Raw genomic sequence first — 15,816 nt, 5'->3', positions numbered from 1 at the left:
CGAGTCCGTGCCTCCGAAGCCCTCCGTTCCGGCCGTACGATGCCGACCCTGCTCCGGCACCTCCTCGTCGCGGCGGGGGTGGGGCTGGCGGTGCTGGTGGTCAGCTACCAGCTCGACTCGTACCGCAACTTCCAACTGGCCACGGTGGCCGCCTACCTCTGCGCCACCGCCGGGCTGACCATCCTGACCGGACTCTGCGGGCAGCTGTCGCTGGGGCACGGGGCGCTGATGGCCACCGGGGCATACACGGTCGCCCTGTGCCAGGCCGCCTTCTTCGACCGGGGGGTCACCTCCGGGCTGACCCTGATCGGGTCGCTGGCGGCGGCGGTGCTGGTCACCGTCGTGGTGGGGCTGGTCGTCGGGGTGGCCGCCGCCCGGCTACGCGGGCCCTACCTGGCCGGGCTCACCCTGGCCGTGGCGGTGGTGGTGCCGGCCCTGACGGTCACCCTGGACGGCGTCTTCAACGGCGAGCAGGGCCTGCCGGTGCCGGTGGCGCCCGCACCGGAGAGCCTGGGGCTCTACTTCCCGCACGAGCGGTGGCAGCTCTGGGTGGCCGCCGGGACCACCCTGCTCTGCCTGGTGGTGCTGGCCAACCTGGTCCGCAGCCGGTACGGCCGCCTGTTCCGGGCGGTCCGCGACGACGAGGTGGCCGCTCGCCTGGCCGGCATCCATGTGGCCCGTACCCAGGTCATCGCCTTCGTGGTCAGCGCGGCCGGGGCCGGTTTGGGCGGCGCCCTGCTGGCGGTGCTGGCCCAGAGCGTGTCACCCGGCGCCTTCGGTCTGACCCTGTCGCTGTTCCTGCTGATGGCGGTCGTCATCGGCGGTCTGGGCCGACTCGCCGGTGCGGTGTGGGGCGCCCTCCTGCTGGTCGCCCTGCCCGACCTGACCCACTCGCTTACGAACCTGTTCACCCTGTCACCGGCGGCGGCGCAGCGGCTGGAGGGCAACCTTCCGCTGGCGATCTTCGGGGCCACCTTGATCGTGGTCATGATCGCCGCACCCGGCGGTGTGCAGGGTCTGTTGTCCCGGCTGACCCACCGGCTGCGCACCCGCCGGCCGGTCGGGCGGTCGTGACCGTCCCACCCCCACCCACCCATCTCGCACAACCGGACCGATGAAAGGTCGGTGTCCCATGCGAACCACGGCACGGCGCGGTCTCGTGATCGCCACCACCCTCACCCTGCTGCTCGGCCTCACCGCCTGCGGCGCGGACGACGCTCCCGGTTCCGGGGAGCCGGTTCCCGGGGTCACCGACACGGAGATCGTCGTCGGCACCCACATGCCGCTCACCGGACCGGCCTCCGCCGGCTACTCGAAGATCGCCCCGGCGACGAAGGCGTACTTCGACTACGTCAACGCCAACGGGGGAGTGCACGGCCGCAAGATCACTTACAAGATCATGGATGACGGCTACAACCCGGCCACCACCCAGCAGGTGGTGCGGCAGCTGGTCCTCCAGGACAAGGTCTTCGCCGTGATCAACGGGCTCGGCACCCCGACCCACACCGGTGTGCTGGACTTCCTGCACAGCAACCGGGTGCCGGACCTCTTCGTGGCCTCCGGCAGCCGCAGCTGGGACCAGCCCGACAAGTATCCGAACACCTTCGGCTTCAACCCGGACTACACCGTCGAGGGCAAGATCCTGGCCACCCACGTCAAGAGCACCATGCCGGGTAGCAAGGTCTGCTTCCTCGGCCAGGACGACGACTTCGGACGCGACGCCCTGGTCGGGGTGGAGAAGGTGCTCGGTGCCGGCGGGGTGACCGCCAAGCAAACCTACGTGACCAGCAACACCAATGTCGCCCCCCAGATCGGCGCCTTCAAGGAGGCCGGTTGCGAGGTCGTCATCCTCGCCACCGTGCCCGGCTTCACCGCCCTGTCCGTCGGCACCGCCGCCCGGCTGGGCTACCGCCCCCAGTGGGTGGTGTCGAACGTCGGCAGTGACCACCCGACCCTGGCCCGGCAACTCGGCGACGCCGCCGGGCTGCTGGAGGGCATGGTCGGCCTGAACTATCTGCCGATGCAGACCGACACCGAGAACCCCTGGATCCAGCTGTTCAACAAGATCAACACTGAGCACAACAGCGGGGCGGAGTTCGACGGCAACAGCGTCTACGGGATGGCGGTGGGCTACCTGTTCGTGCAGGCGCTCCAGGCCGCCGGCAAGGACCTGACCCGCCAGTCGCTGATCGAGGCCGTACGCAAGGGCGGCTACCAGGGTCCGGGGGTGGCGCCGCTGCGCTTCTCCGCCACCGACCACTCCGGCTACGGCGGTGGCCGGCTGACCCGGGTCACCGAGGGCAAGCAGAGCTTCTTCGGGCCGACCTACGAGACCGACGAGAACGACGGACCGGTCCAGGAGTACACCGTCGCGCCGGTGACCCCACCGGCCAACGGGGTACCGACCGCCTGAGCCGCCCGCCTGGTCCGCACTCCAACGGGGGGTGCGGGCCAGGCCCTACCCGGGACGGAGGACCATGCCCACCGGCGACAGACCCCCCGACCCCACCACCTCCGGTCTGCGGCTGCCCGGGGCGGCCGTGGTGGTGACCGGCGCGGGCTCCGGCATCGGGGCGGCCCTGGCCGAGCGGTTCGCCGCCGCCGGTGCCGAGGTGATCGTCAACGACCTGGACGCCGAGGCGGCGCAGCGGGTGGCCGAGCGCATCGGGGGGTACGCCTGCCCCGGTGACGCCGCCGACCCGGCCGCAGTGGCCGAACTGGTGAACCTGGCCCGCCGACGGCTAGGCCGGGTAGACCTGTACTGCGCCAACGCCGGAGTGGTGCCCGCCGATGACACCGACGCCGGCTGGGAGCGGGCCTGGCGGATCAACCTGATGTCCCACGTGTACGCCGCCCGGGAACTGCTGCCCTCCTGGCTGGCCGCCGGGCGAGGGCGGCTGCTGGTCACCGCCTCGGCCGCCGGCCTGCTGACCATGCTCGGCAACGCGCCGTACGCGGTGACCAAACACGCCGCCGTCAGCTTCGCCGAGTGGCTGCGGGCCACCTACGCCCACCGGGGCCTGGTGGTGCAGGTGCTCTGCCCCCAGGGGGTCCGCACCCCGATGCTGGCCGGGGCGGACGCCATGGGCAGTGCCCTGCTGGAGGCCACCGCCGTCACGGTCGACCAGGTGGCCGACTGCGTGCTGGCGGCCCTGACCGACGAACGGTTCCTCGTCCTGCCGCACCCGGAGGTCGCCGCCTGGTACGCCAATCGGGCCGCCGACCCGGACCGCTGGCTGCGCGGGATGAACCGTCTCCAGCAACAGACCGAAGGCGAACCGGACGGGAAGGGTTGAGGTGGACTTCCGCTACGACGACACCACCGAGCGGCTGCGGGAGCGGCTGGGCGACTTCATGACCGAATGCGTCTACCCGGCCGAGCCGGTCTTCGAGGCCCAGGCCCGGGAGCCGGGCGAGCCGTGGCGGGTCCCCCCGGTGGTGGCCGAACTCCAGACCGAAGCGCGGCGACGCGGGCTGTGGAACCTCTTCCTGCCCGGCGAGCACGGCGCCGGCCTGACCAACCTCCAGTACGCGCCCCTGGCGGAGATCACCGGACACTGTCCGTGGCTGGCCCCGGTGGCCCTCAACTGCGCCGCCCCGGACACCGGCAACATGGAACTGCTGGCCCAGTTCGGCTCCGCGCAGCAACGCGAGCAGTGGCTCACCCCGCTGCTCGACGCCCGGATCCGGTCCGCCTTCGCGATGACCGAACCGGCCGTGGCCTCCTCGGACGCCACGAACGTCGCCACCCGCATCGAACGTGACGGCGACGAGTACGTCGTCAACGGCCGCAAGTGGTTCGTCACCGGGGCGATGGACCCGCAGTGCGCGATCTTCATCGTGATGGGCCGCACCGACCCCTGCGCCCCCCGGCACCAGCAGCACAGCCAGATCCTGATCCCACGGGACACCCCGGGAGTCACCGTCCGCCGAGGCATGACGGCCTTCGGGTACGACGACAGCGACCACGGCGGCCACGCGGAGATCGACTTCATCGACGTACGGGTGCCGGTGACCAACCTGATCGGCGCGGAGGGTTCCGGCTTCGCCATCTCGCAGGCCCGGCTCGGTCCGGGTCGGGTGCACCACTGCATGCGGCTGCTCGGCATGGCGGAACGGGCCGCCGAGCTGATGTGCCGACGGGTCAGCCAGCGGCACGCCTTCGGTGCGCCCCTGGCCGAGCAGGGGGTGGTGCGGGACTGGATCGCCCAGGCCCGGGTCCGCCTGGAACAGGCCCGCCTGCTGGTGCTCAAGACCGCCTGGCTGATGGAGACCGTCGGTAACCGGGCCGCCCACACCGAGATCCAGGCCATCAAGATCGCCGTGCCGGAGACGGTCGAATGGATCATCGACCGGGCGGTGCAGGCCCACGGGGCGGCCGGGGTCAGCCAGGACACCCCGCTGGCCCGGCTCTGGACCCGGGCCCGGGCGGTACGCATCGCCGACGGCCCCGACGAGGTGCACCGGCAGTCCCTGGCCCGCCGGGAACTGCGCCGGTATCGGGACGCGGATGCCGAACCGACGCGCGTCTAGACTCGGCTGGCACGAGGAAACACAGCGGTGAGGAGACGGGCGCGGATGGTCAGTGCCGAGGCGGCCGGTCGGATCGACGGGCGTACCGCGCGGGCGGAGCGTACCCGGGCGGCGATCGTGGAGGCCCATCTGGCGCTCATCACCGAGGGTGACCTGCGGCCGACCGGGGAGCGCATCGCCGAACGGGCCGGCATCTCCCTGCGCACCCTGTGGACCAACTTCAAGGACATGGAGACCCTGTTCGAGGCCAGCGGTGCGGAACTGCTCCGCCAGCAGGATGCCGCCTGGCGGCCGATCTCGCCCACCCTGCCGCTGGCCAAACGGGTCGACGCCTTCTGTCGGCAGCGGGCCAAGCTGCTGCAACTGATCGCCCCCTCGGCGCGGGCGGCGCAACTGCGCGAACCCCACTCCGCCCAGTTGCGCCGCAACCGGCTCAAGCACATCGCCCGGGTACGCGACGAGGTAGAGCAGTTGTTCGCCGAGGAACTCGACCGCGCCGGCCCGGCCCGGGAACAGGTGATCAACTCGGTGGTGGCGGCCAGCACCTGGCCGGTTTGGTCCACCCTGCGCGACAGCCTAGGGCTGGGGGTGGACGCCGCTCGGGCGGTGATGGCCCGTACCGTCGGCGCACTGCTGATGCAGGTGGGCGAGGGCTGAGGGGGACGCCGGCCCGCAGGGTGTCCTGACGGGTTGGTTTCCGCAGTGTTGCAGTTTGCCTCTTTTCAAGCGCTGCCCAATAGGCGAGACTCGATGCATGGTTAGTGCATCAGCAGTGCAAATAGAAGTGCTACGGGGCCGGCAGGGGGAGTGCCGGGAGATCCGGTCGCTGCTCGCCGCACCGGCCGGGGGAGCGCTCCTGCTGCACGGCGAACCCGGCGCCGGGCGCACCGCCCTGCTGGCGTACGCCCACCGCCACCGCGCAGGCCGCCGCCTGCTCGCCGCCGCTGGCCTGGCCGACGAGGCGACGCTGCCCTACGCCGGATTGCAGCGCCTGCTCGACCCCGTGCTCGACCACGCCGAGGCGCTGCCCGAACGGCAGCGGCAGGTGCTGTGCCGCGCCCTGGCCGGCGAGGGCTGCCCCGAGGAAGACCGGCTCATCCTCTCCACCGCCGTCCTCGGACTGCTGGCCAGCGCTGCCCACGCCGGTCCGCTGCTGTGCACAATGGACGACCTCGACGCCGGGGATGTGCCGACCGCCCAGGTGCTGACCTTCGTGGCCCGGCGGCTCGCCCACCTGCCGGTGGTGCTGCTGCTCACCTCCGCCACCGACACGGCGGCGCAGGCGATACCCGGCCACCGCCTGCTGCCGCTGGACCGTACCGACAGCCTCGCCCTGCTGGCCGCCCGCTGCCCGGGGCCACCCCCGCCCGAGCCGGTGCTGGCTGCCATGGGCGGCCTGGCCTGCGGCAACCCCCAGGCCCTGGTCGACCTGGCGGACTCACTCACCCCCGGCCAGTGGTGCGGCGCGGAACCCCTGCCGACGATGCCCCCGGCCGACGGGGTCCTGGGCCGGACCTACCGCGCCGTGCTGGCCCGCCTGCCACGCGACACCCGAGGCGCGTTGCTGCTGGCCGCGATCGCCGCAGCCGACCCCGCCAACCCGACCCCGACCGGCCGGGCCGCCGCCGTGGACCCGCTAACCCTGGGCCGCGCACTGCGCGCCGCCGGCAGCGGCGTCGAGGCACTGGCGCCCGCCGAGGCCGCCGGACTGATCCGGATCACCACACCCGGTGGCGCCGACTTTCCCCGACGCCTGGCCCGCAGCATGATCGAGGCGACCGCCTCCGTCGCCGCCCGCCGCGACGCCCACCTGCTGCTCGCCGCCGTCCTCGACGGCCCCGGCTCCCGGCTGCGCCGGGCCCTGCATCAAGCCACGGTGACCGCCGGGCATGATCCGGCGTTGGCGACCGAGTTGGAGCAGGCGGCGGCAGCCCACCAGGACCGGTCCGTGGCCGCGACCGCGCTGACCCGGGCCGCCGAACTCAGCGACGACCCGGCGCTCGCCACCGCCCGGCAGGTCACCGCGGCCCGCTACGCCTGGCAGGCGGGACAACCCGAACGCGCCCAGGCGCTACTGCACCGGGTCGCCGACGCGACCGGCGCACCGCCACCCCAGCCGATCGGTTGCCGCACCGCTGGCCTGCCGATGACCCCGGCCGCGCCGACCGGCCGCAGCGCTGTCGGCCTGCCGATTCCCCGACCCGCGTCGACCGGCTGTAGCGTCCCTGGCCTGCCGATTGCCGCACCCGCGTCGACCGGGCGCAGCGCCATTGACCCGCCGGTGACCGCTGCCACGGGTGGCCTGGCGGAGCTGCTGCGGGGTGAGATGCACCTGCGCTGTGGGCGCGCCTCGACCGCCCTGTCGACCCTGCTGACCGCCGCCACCGCGCTGGCCGACATCGACCGGGAATCGGCGCTGGTCGCGCTGGTGCGCGCGGGTGAGGCCGTCTGTTTCTCCGGCGACCACTACCGCTACGCCGAGGTGGCCCGCCGGGTGCAGGCACTTCACCGCGACGGGGATCCACCGTGGGTAGACCTGCTGACCACCCTGGTCGCCGGGGTCGCCGCCACCCTGCGCGGCGAACACGCCCACGGCGGCCCGCTGCTGCGCCGGGCGGTGGCCCTCGGTGGCCGGCTGACCGGTGCCGCAGTCACCCCGACCGCGTTGACCGGTGCGGCCGCGGCCGGTCTGCTGGTCGCGGTCGACGCTGCGGCGTACCGACTCGCCGAGGACGCCGTCGACCTGGCCACCGACCGAGGCGAGGTGTCACTGCTGCCCAGGGCGCTGGAACTGCGGGCGATGAGCGAATACTGGCTGGGCCGGCACGACGCCGCAGCGAAAAGCTGCCGGGAAGGACTGCGGGTGGCCCGAGCCGCCGGACAGCACGCCACCGCCGGCGTACACCTCGGACTGCTCGCCGTGCTGTCGGCCGTGCGTGCCGACCACGACGCCTGCCTCGGCCACGTCGCCGAACTGGGCGACACCGCCGCACCCGGCAGCCGCCCGTACGCCCTCGCCCAGTGGGCCCTCGGGGTGCTGGACCTGGTCGACGGCCGGTACGCCGACGCGGTCGACCGGCTGGCCACGCTGGCCCGACCCGGCACCGGACGCGGCCAGGTGCTCGTCCAGGTGATGGCCACCCCCCACCTGGTGGAAGCCGCCGCCCACGACGGCAGGACCGCCCGGGCCCGAGCCGCACTCGCCGTCTTCGACCGCTGGGCAGGCAGCACCGCCAGCCCGCTGCGCCGAGCGCTGTCGGCCCGCTGCCACGCGCTGCTGGCCCCGCGCGGCAGCGCCGAAGCCGAGGAGCACTTCGAGCGAGCACTGTGCCTGCACCCGGCCGACGCCGCCGCCTTCGAACGGGCCCGCACCGAACTGCTCTACGGCCGGGAACTACGCCGCAACCGCCGACCCCGCGACGCCCGCGACCACCTGCACCGGGCCCGGCAGACCTTCGTCCTGCTCGGTGCCGACGTGTGGGCACGGCAGACCACCGTGGAGCTACGCGCGGCGGGGGAGTCCGTCGGTACGCCGGACCGGCAGGCGGTGCGGCTGCTCACCGGTCAACAGTTGCGCATCGCCCAACTGGTCGCCGCCGGCGCCACCAACCGGGAGGTAGCCATGCAGATGTTCCTGTCCACCCGGACCATCGACCACCATCTGCGCAACATCTACCACCGACTCGGCATCCGCTCCCGTACCGAACTGGCCCGCGCGCTGGGCTGAGGCCGCGACCGACGCAGCGTGCCATCAGCGCTTTGTCGGCGGCCAGTTGAGTGCGGCGGGCTGCCTGGTCGCAGCATCGAAGTGAACTATGCGCCTGCTCTTGGTAGCGGCACGGCTGGTGGTGGCGCGGCGGTGTCGGTTGGTGTCGATGGTTGTTCCGATTCTTGCGCGCCGGTTCTGCTTGTTGCTGGTCGCGGCGTCGGCGGTGCAAAGAACTTGCCGTAGTAAAGGGCAAGGTCTTCGATGTGCAGTTGCTGGCCGTCGTCCGTGGTGAGGACTTGTTGGACGTCTCGGCGTCGCCACTTCGGCGCGCAGCCGTCGTGTAGCGGGTCGATGATTGGCGGCTCGTCGGCGTCGAGTAGTTCGTCGACGAGGACGGGGAAGCGGACCCAGATCACCGCTGCCCGGACGAGGATCTCGTTGGCCGGCTCCGTGTCATGTTGCAGGTTGATGCTGCGGGCGACGGCGCGCAGCATTGCCCACGCGGCGGCGACTCTGATGATCAATCGTGGGTTGTTGGGCAGGATGGTCCCGTAGTTGGTCAGGAGGTGGGTGACGAGCAGTTGGGCGTTGATGCTGAGGTCAGATTGCGCCGCCTTGGTGTCGGCGATCATCCGTTCGTCACGGCGGCGCTGTGCGTCGTAAGGGCGGGTCGGCTGGGGGGTGGTCGGAACACGGGAGGTTGGTGTGGGTGTAGAGCCCGAGGTTCGGGGTGTCGGGCCGTGGGCCGCAAAGTTGGTGGGGTTGCTGGTGGGGTGGGGCCTGTCGGGCGAGCGCAGTTCTGTGGCAGGCGGGTGGCTGTCGTCAATGTGGGATGGCGTGTCCTTCGCTGCCGTTTGAAGTTTGCGAGGTGGTCGGGGCGGAGCCGCGTAGTAGCGGCTCCCGGACACGACATGGATGAGGTCTTCGGTTTGCTCCGGGCTGAGGTTCGGCACCAGGACGGAGTGGTCGAAGATCTTTTGGAGGAAGTCAGCGCCGAGATCGTGCACGGCATTGTCCGGCGCTTCACGGTTGAAGACTTCGTAGTGTTCGGTGAAGGCATCGCGGATCCAGTGGCCGCTCGCGGAGACGACGACGGCGAAGCGGGCGGGTTCGCGCCAGCCGCGCAGCCAGCGCGGAGCCGAGCGTTCACGAAGGACCGTATGCACGGTTTCGAGGAGACGTACGACGCGGTCGCCGTCACAGCGATCTAGGTCGTCGATGACGAGAAGGACCATCCGCCGGGGCCGGGTGACGGTGCCGGCGAGGAACGCGATGTAGGCAATGATTCCTGCTGCGGCAGCCAGGATCCAGGCCCGGGTTGTCGGATCGACGTTCACGCTCCACCAGTCGACACCGTCGGACAGCAGCGGCCAACTGACCCATGCCACCACCGTGCTGGCGACCGCCACGACGAGTAGCGTCATCAGCCTGTGACGCAGCCGGGTCAACGGCCTGGTCCGCCACCAACTGGGCTTGGTCCGCCACCAACTGATGAATTGTGCACGCCATGAAGAACGGGTCTTGACTGGTGGGGTGCGGGGACGGCGTCGTAGTCGTAACGCCAGGAGTGACGCCCCGGCGATGGCCAGGATCGCCGCCGTCCGAGTGAGATGCTCGCGGGTGTCGTGCGGCAGCGCACGCCATTGCGTGATGCTGGGCTTCCACCACAGCGCTCCTGCCACGGTCACCACGAGCCAGACAGTCAGTGCCCAGTCGGCCAGCGCCTGTGGTGTGTTTTCCCGTGGTGACCATCGTCGTAGGTGCCCGACGATGCTGCTGATCTCCCCGAGTGGATTGTCGTCGGTGCGTACGTGCAATCGCGCGAGTACCGGTGCCGACCAGAGCAGGCCCCGGGTGATCACGAACACGAATGCCAGGATGCCGCTCGCGCTGGTCAGCAGACCGAGGACCGCCGTCATCTGCTGGGGCAGGCCACCCGATCCGGCGACCAGCCAACGCCCGGCGGCGGCAGCGGCGATCACCACGAGAAGGGCCAACCAGGTGGATGTCGATCGCCCAAGCCGACGTGTGAACCCCACCAGTGTCAGAACCAGCCGGGTAGGCGCGGCGCGGCTGCCGTGAACGGCGCGGCGTACCTCGGCAGCGACCGACCACCACTCCGGGGCGATTGCCGCCTGCCGCCACGCGTCGTACCGCACCACCACCGGCTGCCCCAGGTCAGCGGCCCGCTCTCGCAGCATAAGCTCGACCAGCGTGGTCTTACCCGCGCCCCAACGCCCATCCAGATGCACGATGGCACTGCCTGAGGGATCACCCGCCGCTGGCGAAGGTGAACGCTCCCCGCTGGTCAACTGCCTCAACCGCTGAGCGATGTGACTAGCCAAACCTGCTCGCGACAGCCGGTCAGCAGCGCCGGTGTTCTCCCCAGCGAAGACTTCGTCAAGGCCAGTGGCCTGACTTGCGATCAGCGACGACACGTCCCACGTCTTGACGGACCCGTTGCCACCGCCGCTGACCAACGTCAGTTCCGCTGCTGCCGGCAGATTAGCGATGGCGATACAGGTGATCGCGCCACGGTGCGCGGGAACGGCGACGATCGGGCTTCCGTCGGTGAGGTCCCACAGTCGTACCGTGCCGTCGTTGCCGCCGGAGATCACGACGGTGCGGCCGTCGGGCAATTGTGCGGTTGCCACCGCCAGCACCAGGCCGGTGTGGCCGGTCAGGGGTGCGCCGATCGGGCTTCCGTCGGTGAGGTCCCACAGCCGTACCGTGCCGTCATCGCCGCCGGAGATCACGACGGTGCGGCCGTCGGGCAATTGTGCGGTAGCCACCCCCCGCACCCAGCCGGTGTGGCCGGTCAGGGGTGCGCCGATCGGGCTTCCGTCGGTCAGGTCCCACACCTGCACCGCACGGTCGTTGCTGCCGGAGATCGCGACGGTGCGGCCGTCGGGCAATTGTGCGGTTGCCACCGCCCGCACCGGGCCGGTGTGGCCGGTCAGGGGTGCGCCGATCGGGCTTCCGTCGGTGAGGTCCCACACCCGCACCGCACGGTCGCTGCTGCCGGAGATCGCGACGGTGCGGCCGTCGGGCAATTGTGCGGTTGCCACCGCCAGCACCAGATCGGTGTGGCCGGTCAGGGGTGCGCCGATCGGGCTTCCGTCGGTGAGGTCCCACACCTGCACCGCACGGTCGTTGCTGCCGGAGATCGCGACGGTGCGGCCGTCGGGCAATTGTGCGGTAGCGGCGGCGTTCACCGGGCCGAAAGCCGCAGTAACGGACCAGTGAGCGCTTGGGCTACCGGTCATGGAGCGGCTGAGAGGACCAGTCACCAACTCTCCTGAGGAACTGGGCACGGTGAATTCGCGCCGATTCTAGGCAGGCTACAAAGGCTAACAATCGGGTTGAACCTGGCAAGAACAATTCACTTCCTGCCATGCGGAGTCCCGACCCAGAACACGCATCCCTCCGGTTGCTCAGTGTCGCCGTCGGGCAGCCCTTTCGACTTCGCCTAGGACGAGTCCGAGGGTTTGTGAGCGGCGGTCTGCTGGGAGTGCTGTCCAGGCTTGTCGGGCGTAGGCCAGTCCTGTGGTGCGGTCGCCGGCTTTGGTCATCATGAGTGCGCGGTGTAGTTCGATGTGGGTGGCGAAGCGGGTCAGTGACGGTGGGCGGAGGCGGTCGGCGTCGGTTTGGGCTTGTTCGCCGGTGCGGGTGATGCCGAGTCGGGCGTAGAGCATGGAGCGGAAGGTGGCCATGCGCCAGGCGGGTACGGCGGCGTCGGAGATCTCGTTGTCGGGTGAGGCTGTCTGGTCGAAGACTCGTTGGGCGTCCTGGTCGGCGGCGATGGCTGCGGTGGTGTCGCCTCGTCCGGCGGCGACGTGTGCGCGGGCCATCAGCGCTTGGAGTCGGCCGAGGGAGGGCCGGTCGGACAGGGCGAGTGCTTCGTCGGCATAGCGTTGGGCGACGGGAAGTGCGGCACCTTCGTAGGCGAGGGCGATGGCGGCTCGTCCGCGTACCCAGACTCGGACGGCGAGGTCATCGGAGCGATCGGCGGCGATGCGGGCGGTGTCGTACCAACTGATGGCTTCAGCGGGATCTTTGGTGGTCTTGCCGTAGGTGGTGAGGGCGCGGGCGGCGGTGGCCCACATCGTGGGGCTGTCGAGTTGTTGTTGCATGATCACGAGGTCGTTGGCGAGTCTGGTTTGCAGGGAGTCTGCGCCGATCTCCATGTAGTCGCGGCCGTATTGGTCGACGCGGTCGCGCCAGCGGTCTGCGCTGTCGCGGTGGCCGGCGAGTGCGGCGGTGAAACCGTTACGGATGAGGTCGTTGGCGGCGAGCGGGCCGATGGTGGCTGCGGCGAGTAGGTTTCTGCGTCTCACGTCCGCTTCTCCCAACGCTCGCGCATATGCGAGCACGATGTCCGGCGTCGCGGTCCGGCGTCCCGCTTCGACATTGCTCAGGTGTGAGGCCGAGTAGCAGGTGCGCGCCGCGATGGAGGCCAGCGTCACGCCGACTTCAATACGAGCGTGCCTCAATTGCGCACCGAGGTCATCCATCAGACCTCCTGTGAAAGGTCCTGAAAGCATCGAGATACTTCCGAGCGTAGTCGTGCGGTCACCAGAGTAGATCCCACATTGAGCAGGAGCGGAAGCACTGCGGAGGTAGGGATGAGCGACGACGCTCCGGACGACAGCGCTGGTGAGCGGGCACAGGCGGCGGAACGGGAGGCGGCGAAGCAACGGATTCTGGCGCAGGCCGAGGCGGAACGGATACCGGCCGAGCAGACCACTCGGGCGATTCCGGATCGGCGGTGGCGTCGTGGCCGGTGACCCGGTGCCGATCGGCCGGCGGGTGGCGTATCTACGGGTGCGGCGGAAGTTGTCGCAGCAGTCTTTCGCGGATCGTCTGGGCAAGTCGAAGAGTTGGGTGGACAAGGTCGAGCGTGGGGTGCGGTCGTTGGAGCGGGTGTCGACCATCCGGGACGTTGCCGCCGTCCTGCGGGTCGATACCGCAACCCTGTTGGGTCGTGACGTCAAGCCCGCTGAGGTAGCCGAACGCAGTGAGGGTGTGGCCCGGATCCGGGCGGCGCTGTCGTCATACGAAATGGCCCTGGGCAGCCGGTCCCGCCGCGACGTGATGTCGCCGGATCGGCTGGCCCGGGAGGTGGAGCACGGGTGGATCACCTACCAGCACGCCCGGTACCCACAGTTGGTCGAGTTGGTGCCGGTGCTGTTGGCCGAGGTCCACCGCGCCCAGGCGCATGGCCCGGAAACCGCTCGGGTGCATGTGGTGGAGGCGTACCGGTTGACGGCGGCGCTGCTGGTCAAGCTGGGTGAGGCGAACCTTGCGTGGTTGGCCGCAGACCGGGCGATGTCGGCAGCGGCAGGTGACCGGGTGTTGCTGGCGTGTGCGGCGGTGCAACTCGGCCAGGTCCTTCGGGCGATGGCGCGGGCGAGGTCGGTGATGCTGGCCGCCGCCTACCAGATCGCCCCTGCTGACCTCGACACAGGATCACCACAGGAGTTGTCGTTGTGCGGATCACTGCTCATACAGGCGGCACTGATCGCGGCCCGGGCAGGTGACGAACGTGCGGCAGGCGAACTCCTGGACGAGTCCGCCGAGATGGCCGCCCGGATCGGCGACGGAAACGACCACTACCGGACCGCCTTCGGGCCGACCGCCGTCCAACTGGCCCGGGTCGCCGCCGCAGTCGAACTGGGCGACGGACCTGGGGCGGTTTCACGTCATTCCGAGGCGATCGAGCGTGACGGTTGGCGGTGGTTACCCGTCGAGCATCGTGCCGCACACCTTGTCGACACCGCTCGGGCGTACCTTCAGATTGATGACCACGCCAACGCGGCTCGGCTGCTGGTCAAGGCCGACAGCATCGCGTCGGCTGAGGTCCGACACCGACCGGTGGGACGGAAGTTGGTCGCCCAGGTCGCCCGCGACCCGGACGCCCCCGCGACGATCGCGCAGCTCGCTCTTGACCTCGGGGTGGTCTAGATGACCGCGCCATTCCTGTCTCTGGCTCAGATCCGCAACCGCCTCACCCTCACCGCCCGGCGAATCAACCGCGACCAGGCACGCCATGAAGGCCGGTGCCCGGTGTGCGGGGTATCGGTGACCGACATCCTCCGAGGGCGGGATGAAGTACAACAGCTTCGTCGACGGATGATCGTCCCTTCGGGACGAAGTAGTCACGAACACTTTGAGGGGCAGCAGGGCTGACGGCCCAGATCGCACCCCGGGTTTCGCCCATTACCGTGCGGACGACCCTGCTGCCTACCGGCAAGTGTGCCAGGCATGGCGCCTCCTGTCGCTGTCGACAGCGATGGTGACAGCAACCGCCCGTTGCGAATCGCCGGGTCCAACCGCTCACGTCTGGCGGCGGCACACCGAACCCGGTGCAGTTCGTGGTCGGCCATCAGCTCCTGCACCGAGGCGGGCAGGGCAGCGCGGGCCTGAAGTCCTTCGGCGACACTCTGACGGCGAGTTGGTCGCTGTACATCGTGCCGGTTCACAACGATCGGGTCGGGCGTGTCAGGCGAACAAAACCACCATGCGAGTGCCCTCGCCGCGGGTCATCCGGGCGAGAGCCTCGGGTGCCTCGCCTTATTCCTGCTTGGCCCAGTAGCGAAAGATCTCCTGTACCGCCTTGTGCCAGGGAGTTCCACCGTCGTCGTAGCCCTTGCCGGGGGCCCCGGTCGTCGAGTTGACAACGAGGGCTGCGAGCGATGGTTCGCCGGCGTCGATACACAGGTCCGAAAGCTTGTCCAGCACTGGGCCCATATGGGTGCTGAGGGCCACTCCCGACATGCCGATCGCCAGGCCCAGTTCCTTGTATGTGACCAGCGAGCGACGGCGAGCTGCCAAAATCAGAGCTGCTCGCGCTTGAAGGGCCCGCTGTTCAGTCTTCGTCGATGCCACATGCACATACTGCCGCCGTGCTCTTCGCATCGAAAGGGCGGTCAGGGAAACGAGTTCGGAGCATAGAGGGGCAAGTGGACGCAACCGTCGGTGCATCGGTGCGGGGTCACCTGTGCCGCTCGGTCAGGCGAGTGTCGAACCCGCCCTGGTGGTGCCATTTGGGTCGGCCAAGACCCGAGGTGGGGATTCCTTGACTCTCGAGCCGGTCGAGGGCTGACCCTTCCTGGGTGACGTCTGAAGAACGCGACAAGCGATCAGTCCCTCTTGCGCTTGACCTGGAGATGCTGCGGCCGGTACTGCGCGGCGCCTGGGGAGCGGATACCTGCGACCCGCACGATGTGCAGGATTGGCACACCGGCAACCCGGCCCGTGGTCAATGCGGGGTGACTGCTCTGATCATTCAGGACTTGCTCGGCGGAGAGCTGATCCTCGGCGAGGTCCTCGCCGGAGACGTCAGGGTCGGCTACCACTACTGGAATCGATTGGCCGACGGCCGCGAGATCGACCTGACAGCTGACCAGTTCCAGCCACCGGAAGTCGTTGTCGGCGGTCAGGTCCAGCAACGCCCGCCGGGCCCACCTCGGCGATGTCGTCAGCAGTACGAGATCCTGCGGGACCGCGTCATCGTAGCCCTCTACGGCGGGCGATCCGAGCAATCCACGCCACAGTGACGACCGGTGAAAAGG

At 70.0% G+C, this 15,816-nt stretch carries 13 protein-coding genes; 10 read left to right on the top strand and 3 right to left on the bottom strand.

The window, feature by feature from the left end:
- Positions 1-39 precede the first annotated feature (39 nt).
- The 6 genes from ABZ795_RS10600 to ABZ795_RS10575 all read left to right on the top strand — a co-directional run bounded on the left by ABZ795_RS10600 (position 40) and on the right by ABZ795_RS10575 (position 8,260).
- On the top strand, positions 40-1,074 hold the full coding sequence (locus ABZ795_RS10600) for a branched-chain amino acid ABC transporter permease (protein ID WP_357530107.1): 1,035 nt from the start codon (positions 40-42) through the stop codon (positions 1,072-1,074).
- 58 nt (positions 1,075-1,132) lie between these two features.
- On the top strand, positions 1,133-2,413 hold the full coding sequence (locus tag ABZ795_RS10595; RefSeq protein WP_357530106.1) for an ABC transporter substrate-binding protein: 1,281 nt from the start codon (positions 1,133-1,135) through the stop codon (positions 2,411-2,413).
- A 64-nt stretch (positions 2,414-2,477) separates the two neighbouring features.
- On the top strand, positions 2,478-3,296 hold the full coding sequence (locus ABZ795_RS10590) for an SDR family oxidoreductase (protein ID WP_357530105.1): 819 nt from the start codon (positions 2,478-2,480) through the stop codon (positions 3,294-3,296).
- 1 nt (position 3,297) lies between these two features.
- Positions 3,298-4,533, top strand: coding sequence for an acyl-CoA dehydrogenase family protein (locus ABZ795_RS10585; protein ID WP_357530104.1), 1,236 nt, complete (start codon positions 3,298-3,300; stop codon positions 4,531-4,533).
- Positions 4,534-4,578: 45 nt separating this feature from the next.
- Complete coding sequence (locus ABZ795_RS10580) at positions 4,579-5,190, top strand: TetR/AcrR family transcriptional regulator (RefSeq protein WP_357530103.1); 612 nt, start codon at positions 4,579-4,581, stop codon at positions 5,188-5,190.
- Between the two features lie 115 nt (positions 5,191-5,305).
- The gene (locus ABZ795_RS10575; RefSeq protein WP_357530102.1) at positions 5,306-8,260 is read left to right on the top strand and encodes a LuxR C-terminal-related transcriptional regulator; all 2,955 of its coding nucleotides are present in this window, start codon (positions 5,306-5,308) and stop codon (positions 8,258-8,260) included.
- 86 nt (positions 8,261-8,346) lie between these two features.
- Here ABZ795_RS10575 and ABZ795_RS10570 read toward each other — a convergent pair whose 3' ends face one another.
- Both ABZ795_RS10570 and ABZ795_RS10565 read right to left on the bottom strand, forming a co-directional pair.
- Complete coding sequence (locus ABZ795_RS10570; RefSeq protein ID WP_357530101.1) at positions 8,347-11,457, bottom strand: P-loop NTPase fold protein; 3,111 nt, start codon at positions 11,455-11,457, stop codon at positions 8,347-8,349.
- 219 nt (positions 11,458-11,676) lie between these two features.
- Complete coding sequence (locus tag ABZ795_RS10565) at positions 11,677-12,756, bottom strand: helix-turn-helix transcriptional regulator (RefSeq protein ID WP_357530100.1); 1,080 nt, start codon at positions 12,754-12,756, stop codon at positions 11,677-11,679.
- A gap of 111 nt (positions 12,757-12,867) precedes the next feature.
- Here ABZ795_RS10565 and ABZ795_RS10560 point away from each other — a divergent pair, with 111 nt between their 5' ends.
- Genes ABZ795_RS10560 through ABZ795_RS10550 form a run of 3 tightly spaced genes read left to right on the top strand, consistent with a single transcriptional unit; the run spans position 12,868 to position 14,431 of the window.
- On the top strand, positions 12,868-13,029 hold the full coding sequence (locus ABZ795_RS10560) for a hypothetical protein (protein ID WP_357530099.1): 162 nt from the start codon (positions 12,868-12,870) through the stop codon (positions 13,027-13,029).
- Positions 13,019-14,206, top strand: a complete 1,188-nt coding sequence (locus tag ABZ795_RS10555; RefSeq protein ID WP_357530098.1) for a helix-turn-helix domain-containing protein — start codon at positions 13,019-13,021, stop codon at positions 14,204-14,206. The genes ABZ795_RS10560 and ABZ795_RS10555 overlap by 11 nt, the downstream gene beginning before the upstream one ends.
- Positions 14,207-14,431: a hypothetical protein gene (locus tag ABZ795_RS10550; RefSeq protein ID WP_357530097.1), complete on the top strand. Its 225-nt coding sequence runs from the start codon at positions 14,207-14,209 to the stop codon at positions 14,429-14,431.
- Positions 14,432-14,815: 384 nt separating this feature from the next.
- On the opposite strand, the gene ABZ795_RS10545 is transcribed toward ABZ795_RS10550, so the two are convergent.
- Positions 14,816-15,130 carry a hypothetical protein gene (locus tag ABZ795_RS10545; RefSeq protein WP_357530096.1) on the bottom strand — a complete coding sequence of 105 codons (315 nt, stop codon included), beginning with the start codon at positions 15,128-15,130 and terminating at the stop codon, positions 14,816-14,818.
- A 227-nt stretch (positions 15,131-15,357) separates the two neighbouring features.
- Between ABZ795_RS10545 and ABZ795_RS10540 the strand changes: the two genes are divergently transcribed.
- The gene (locus tag ABZ795_RS10540; RefSeq protein ID WP_357530095.1) at positions 15,358-15,801 is read left to right on the top strand and encodes a hypothetical protein; all 444 of its coding nucleotides are present in this window, start codon (positions 15,358-15,360) and stop codon (positions 15,799-15,801) included.
- The last annotated feature ends 15 nt before the right edge of the window (positions 15,802-15,816 follow it).

It is taken from the genome of Micromonospora sp. NPDC047134, from assembly GCF_040643455.1.
Classification (GTDB): Bacteria; Actinomycetota; Actinomycetes; order Mycobacteriales; family Micromonosporaceae; genus Micromonospora.
This window is presented reverse-complemented; position numbering and strand designations above follow the sequence as displayed.

Coding starts and splice junctions, on each gene's coding strand:
- ABZ795_RS10600 (WP_357530107.1), top strand. CDS start 40: ATGCCGACCCTGCTCCGGCACCTCCTCGTCGCGGCGGGGGTGGGGCTG.
- ABZ795_RS10595 (WP_357530106.1), top strand. CDS start 1,133: ATGCGAACCACGGCACGGCGCGGTCTCGTGATCGCCACCACCCTCACC.
- ABZ795_RS10590 (WP_357530105.1), top strand. CDS start 2,478: ATGCCCACCGGCGACAGACCCCCCGACCCCACCACCTCCGGTCTGCGG.
- ABZ795_RS10580 (WP_357530103.1), top strand. CDS start 4,579: ATGGTCAGTGCCGAGGCGGCCGGTCGGATCGACGGGCGTACCGCGCGG.
- ABZ795_RS10565 (WP_357530100.1), bottom strand. CDS start 12,756: ATGGATGACCTCGGTGCGCAATTGAGGCACGCTCGTATTGAAGTCGGC.
- ABZ795_RS10560 (WP_357530099.1), top strand. CDS start 12,868: ATGAGCGACGACGCTCCGGACGACAGCGCTGGTGAGCGGGCACAGGCG.
- ABZ795_RS10550 (WP_357530097.1), top strand. CDS start 14,207: ATGACCGCGCCATTCCTGTCTCTGGCTCAGATCCGCAACCGCCTCACC.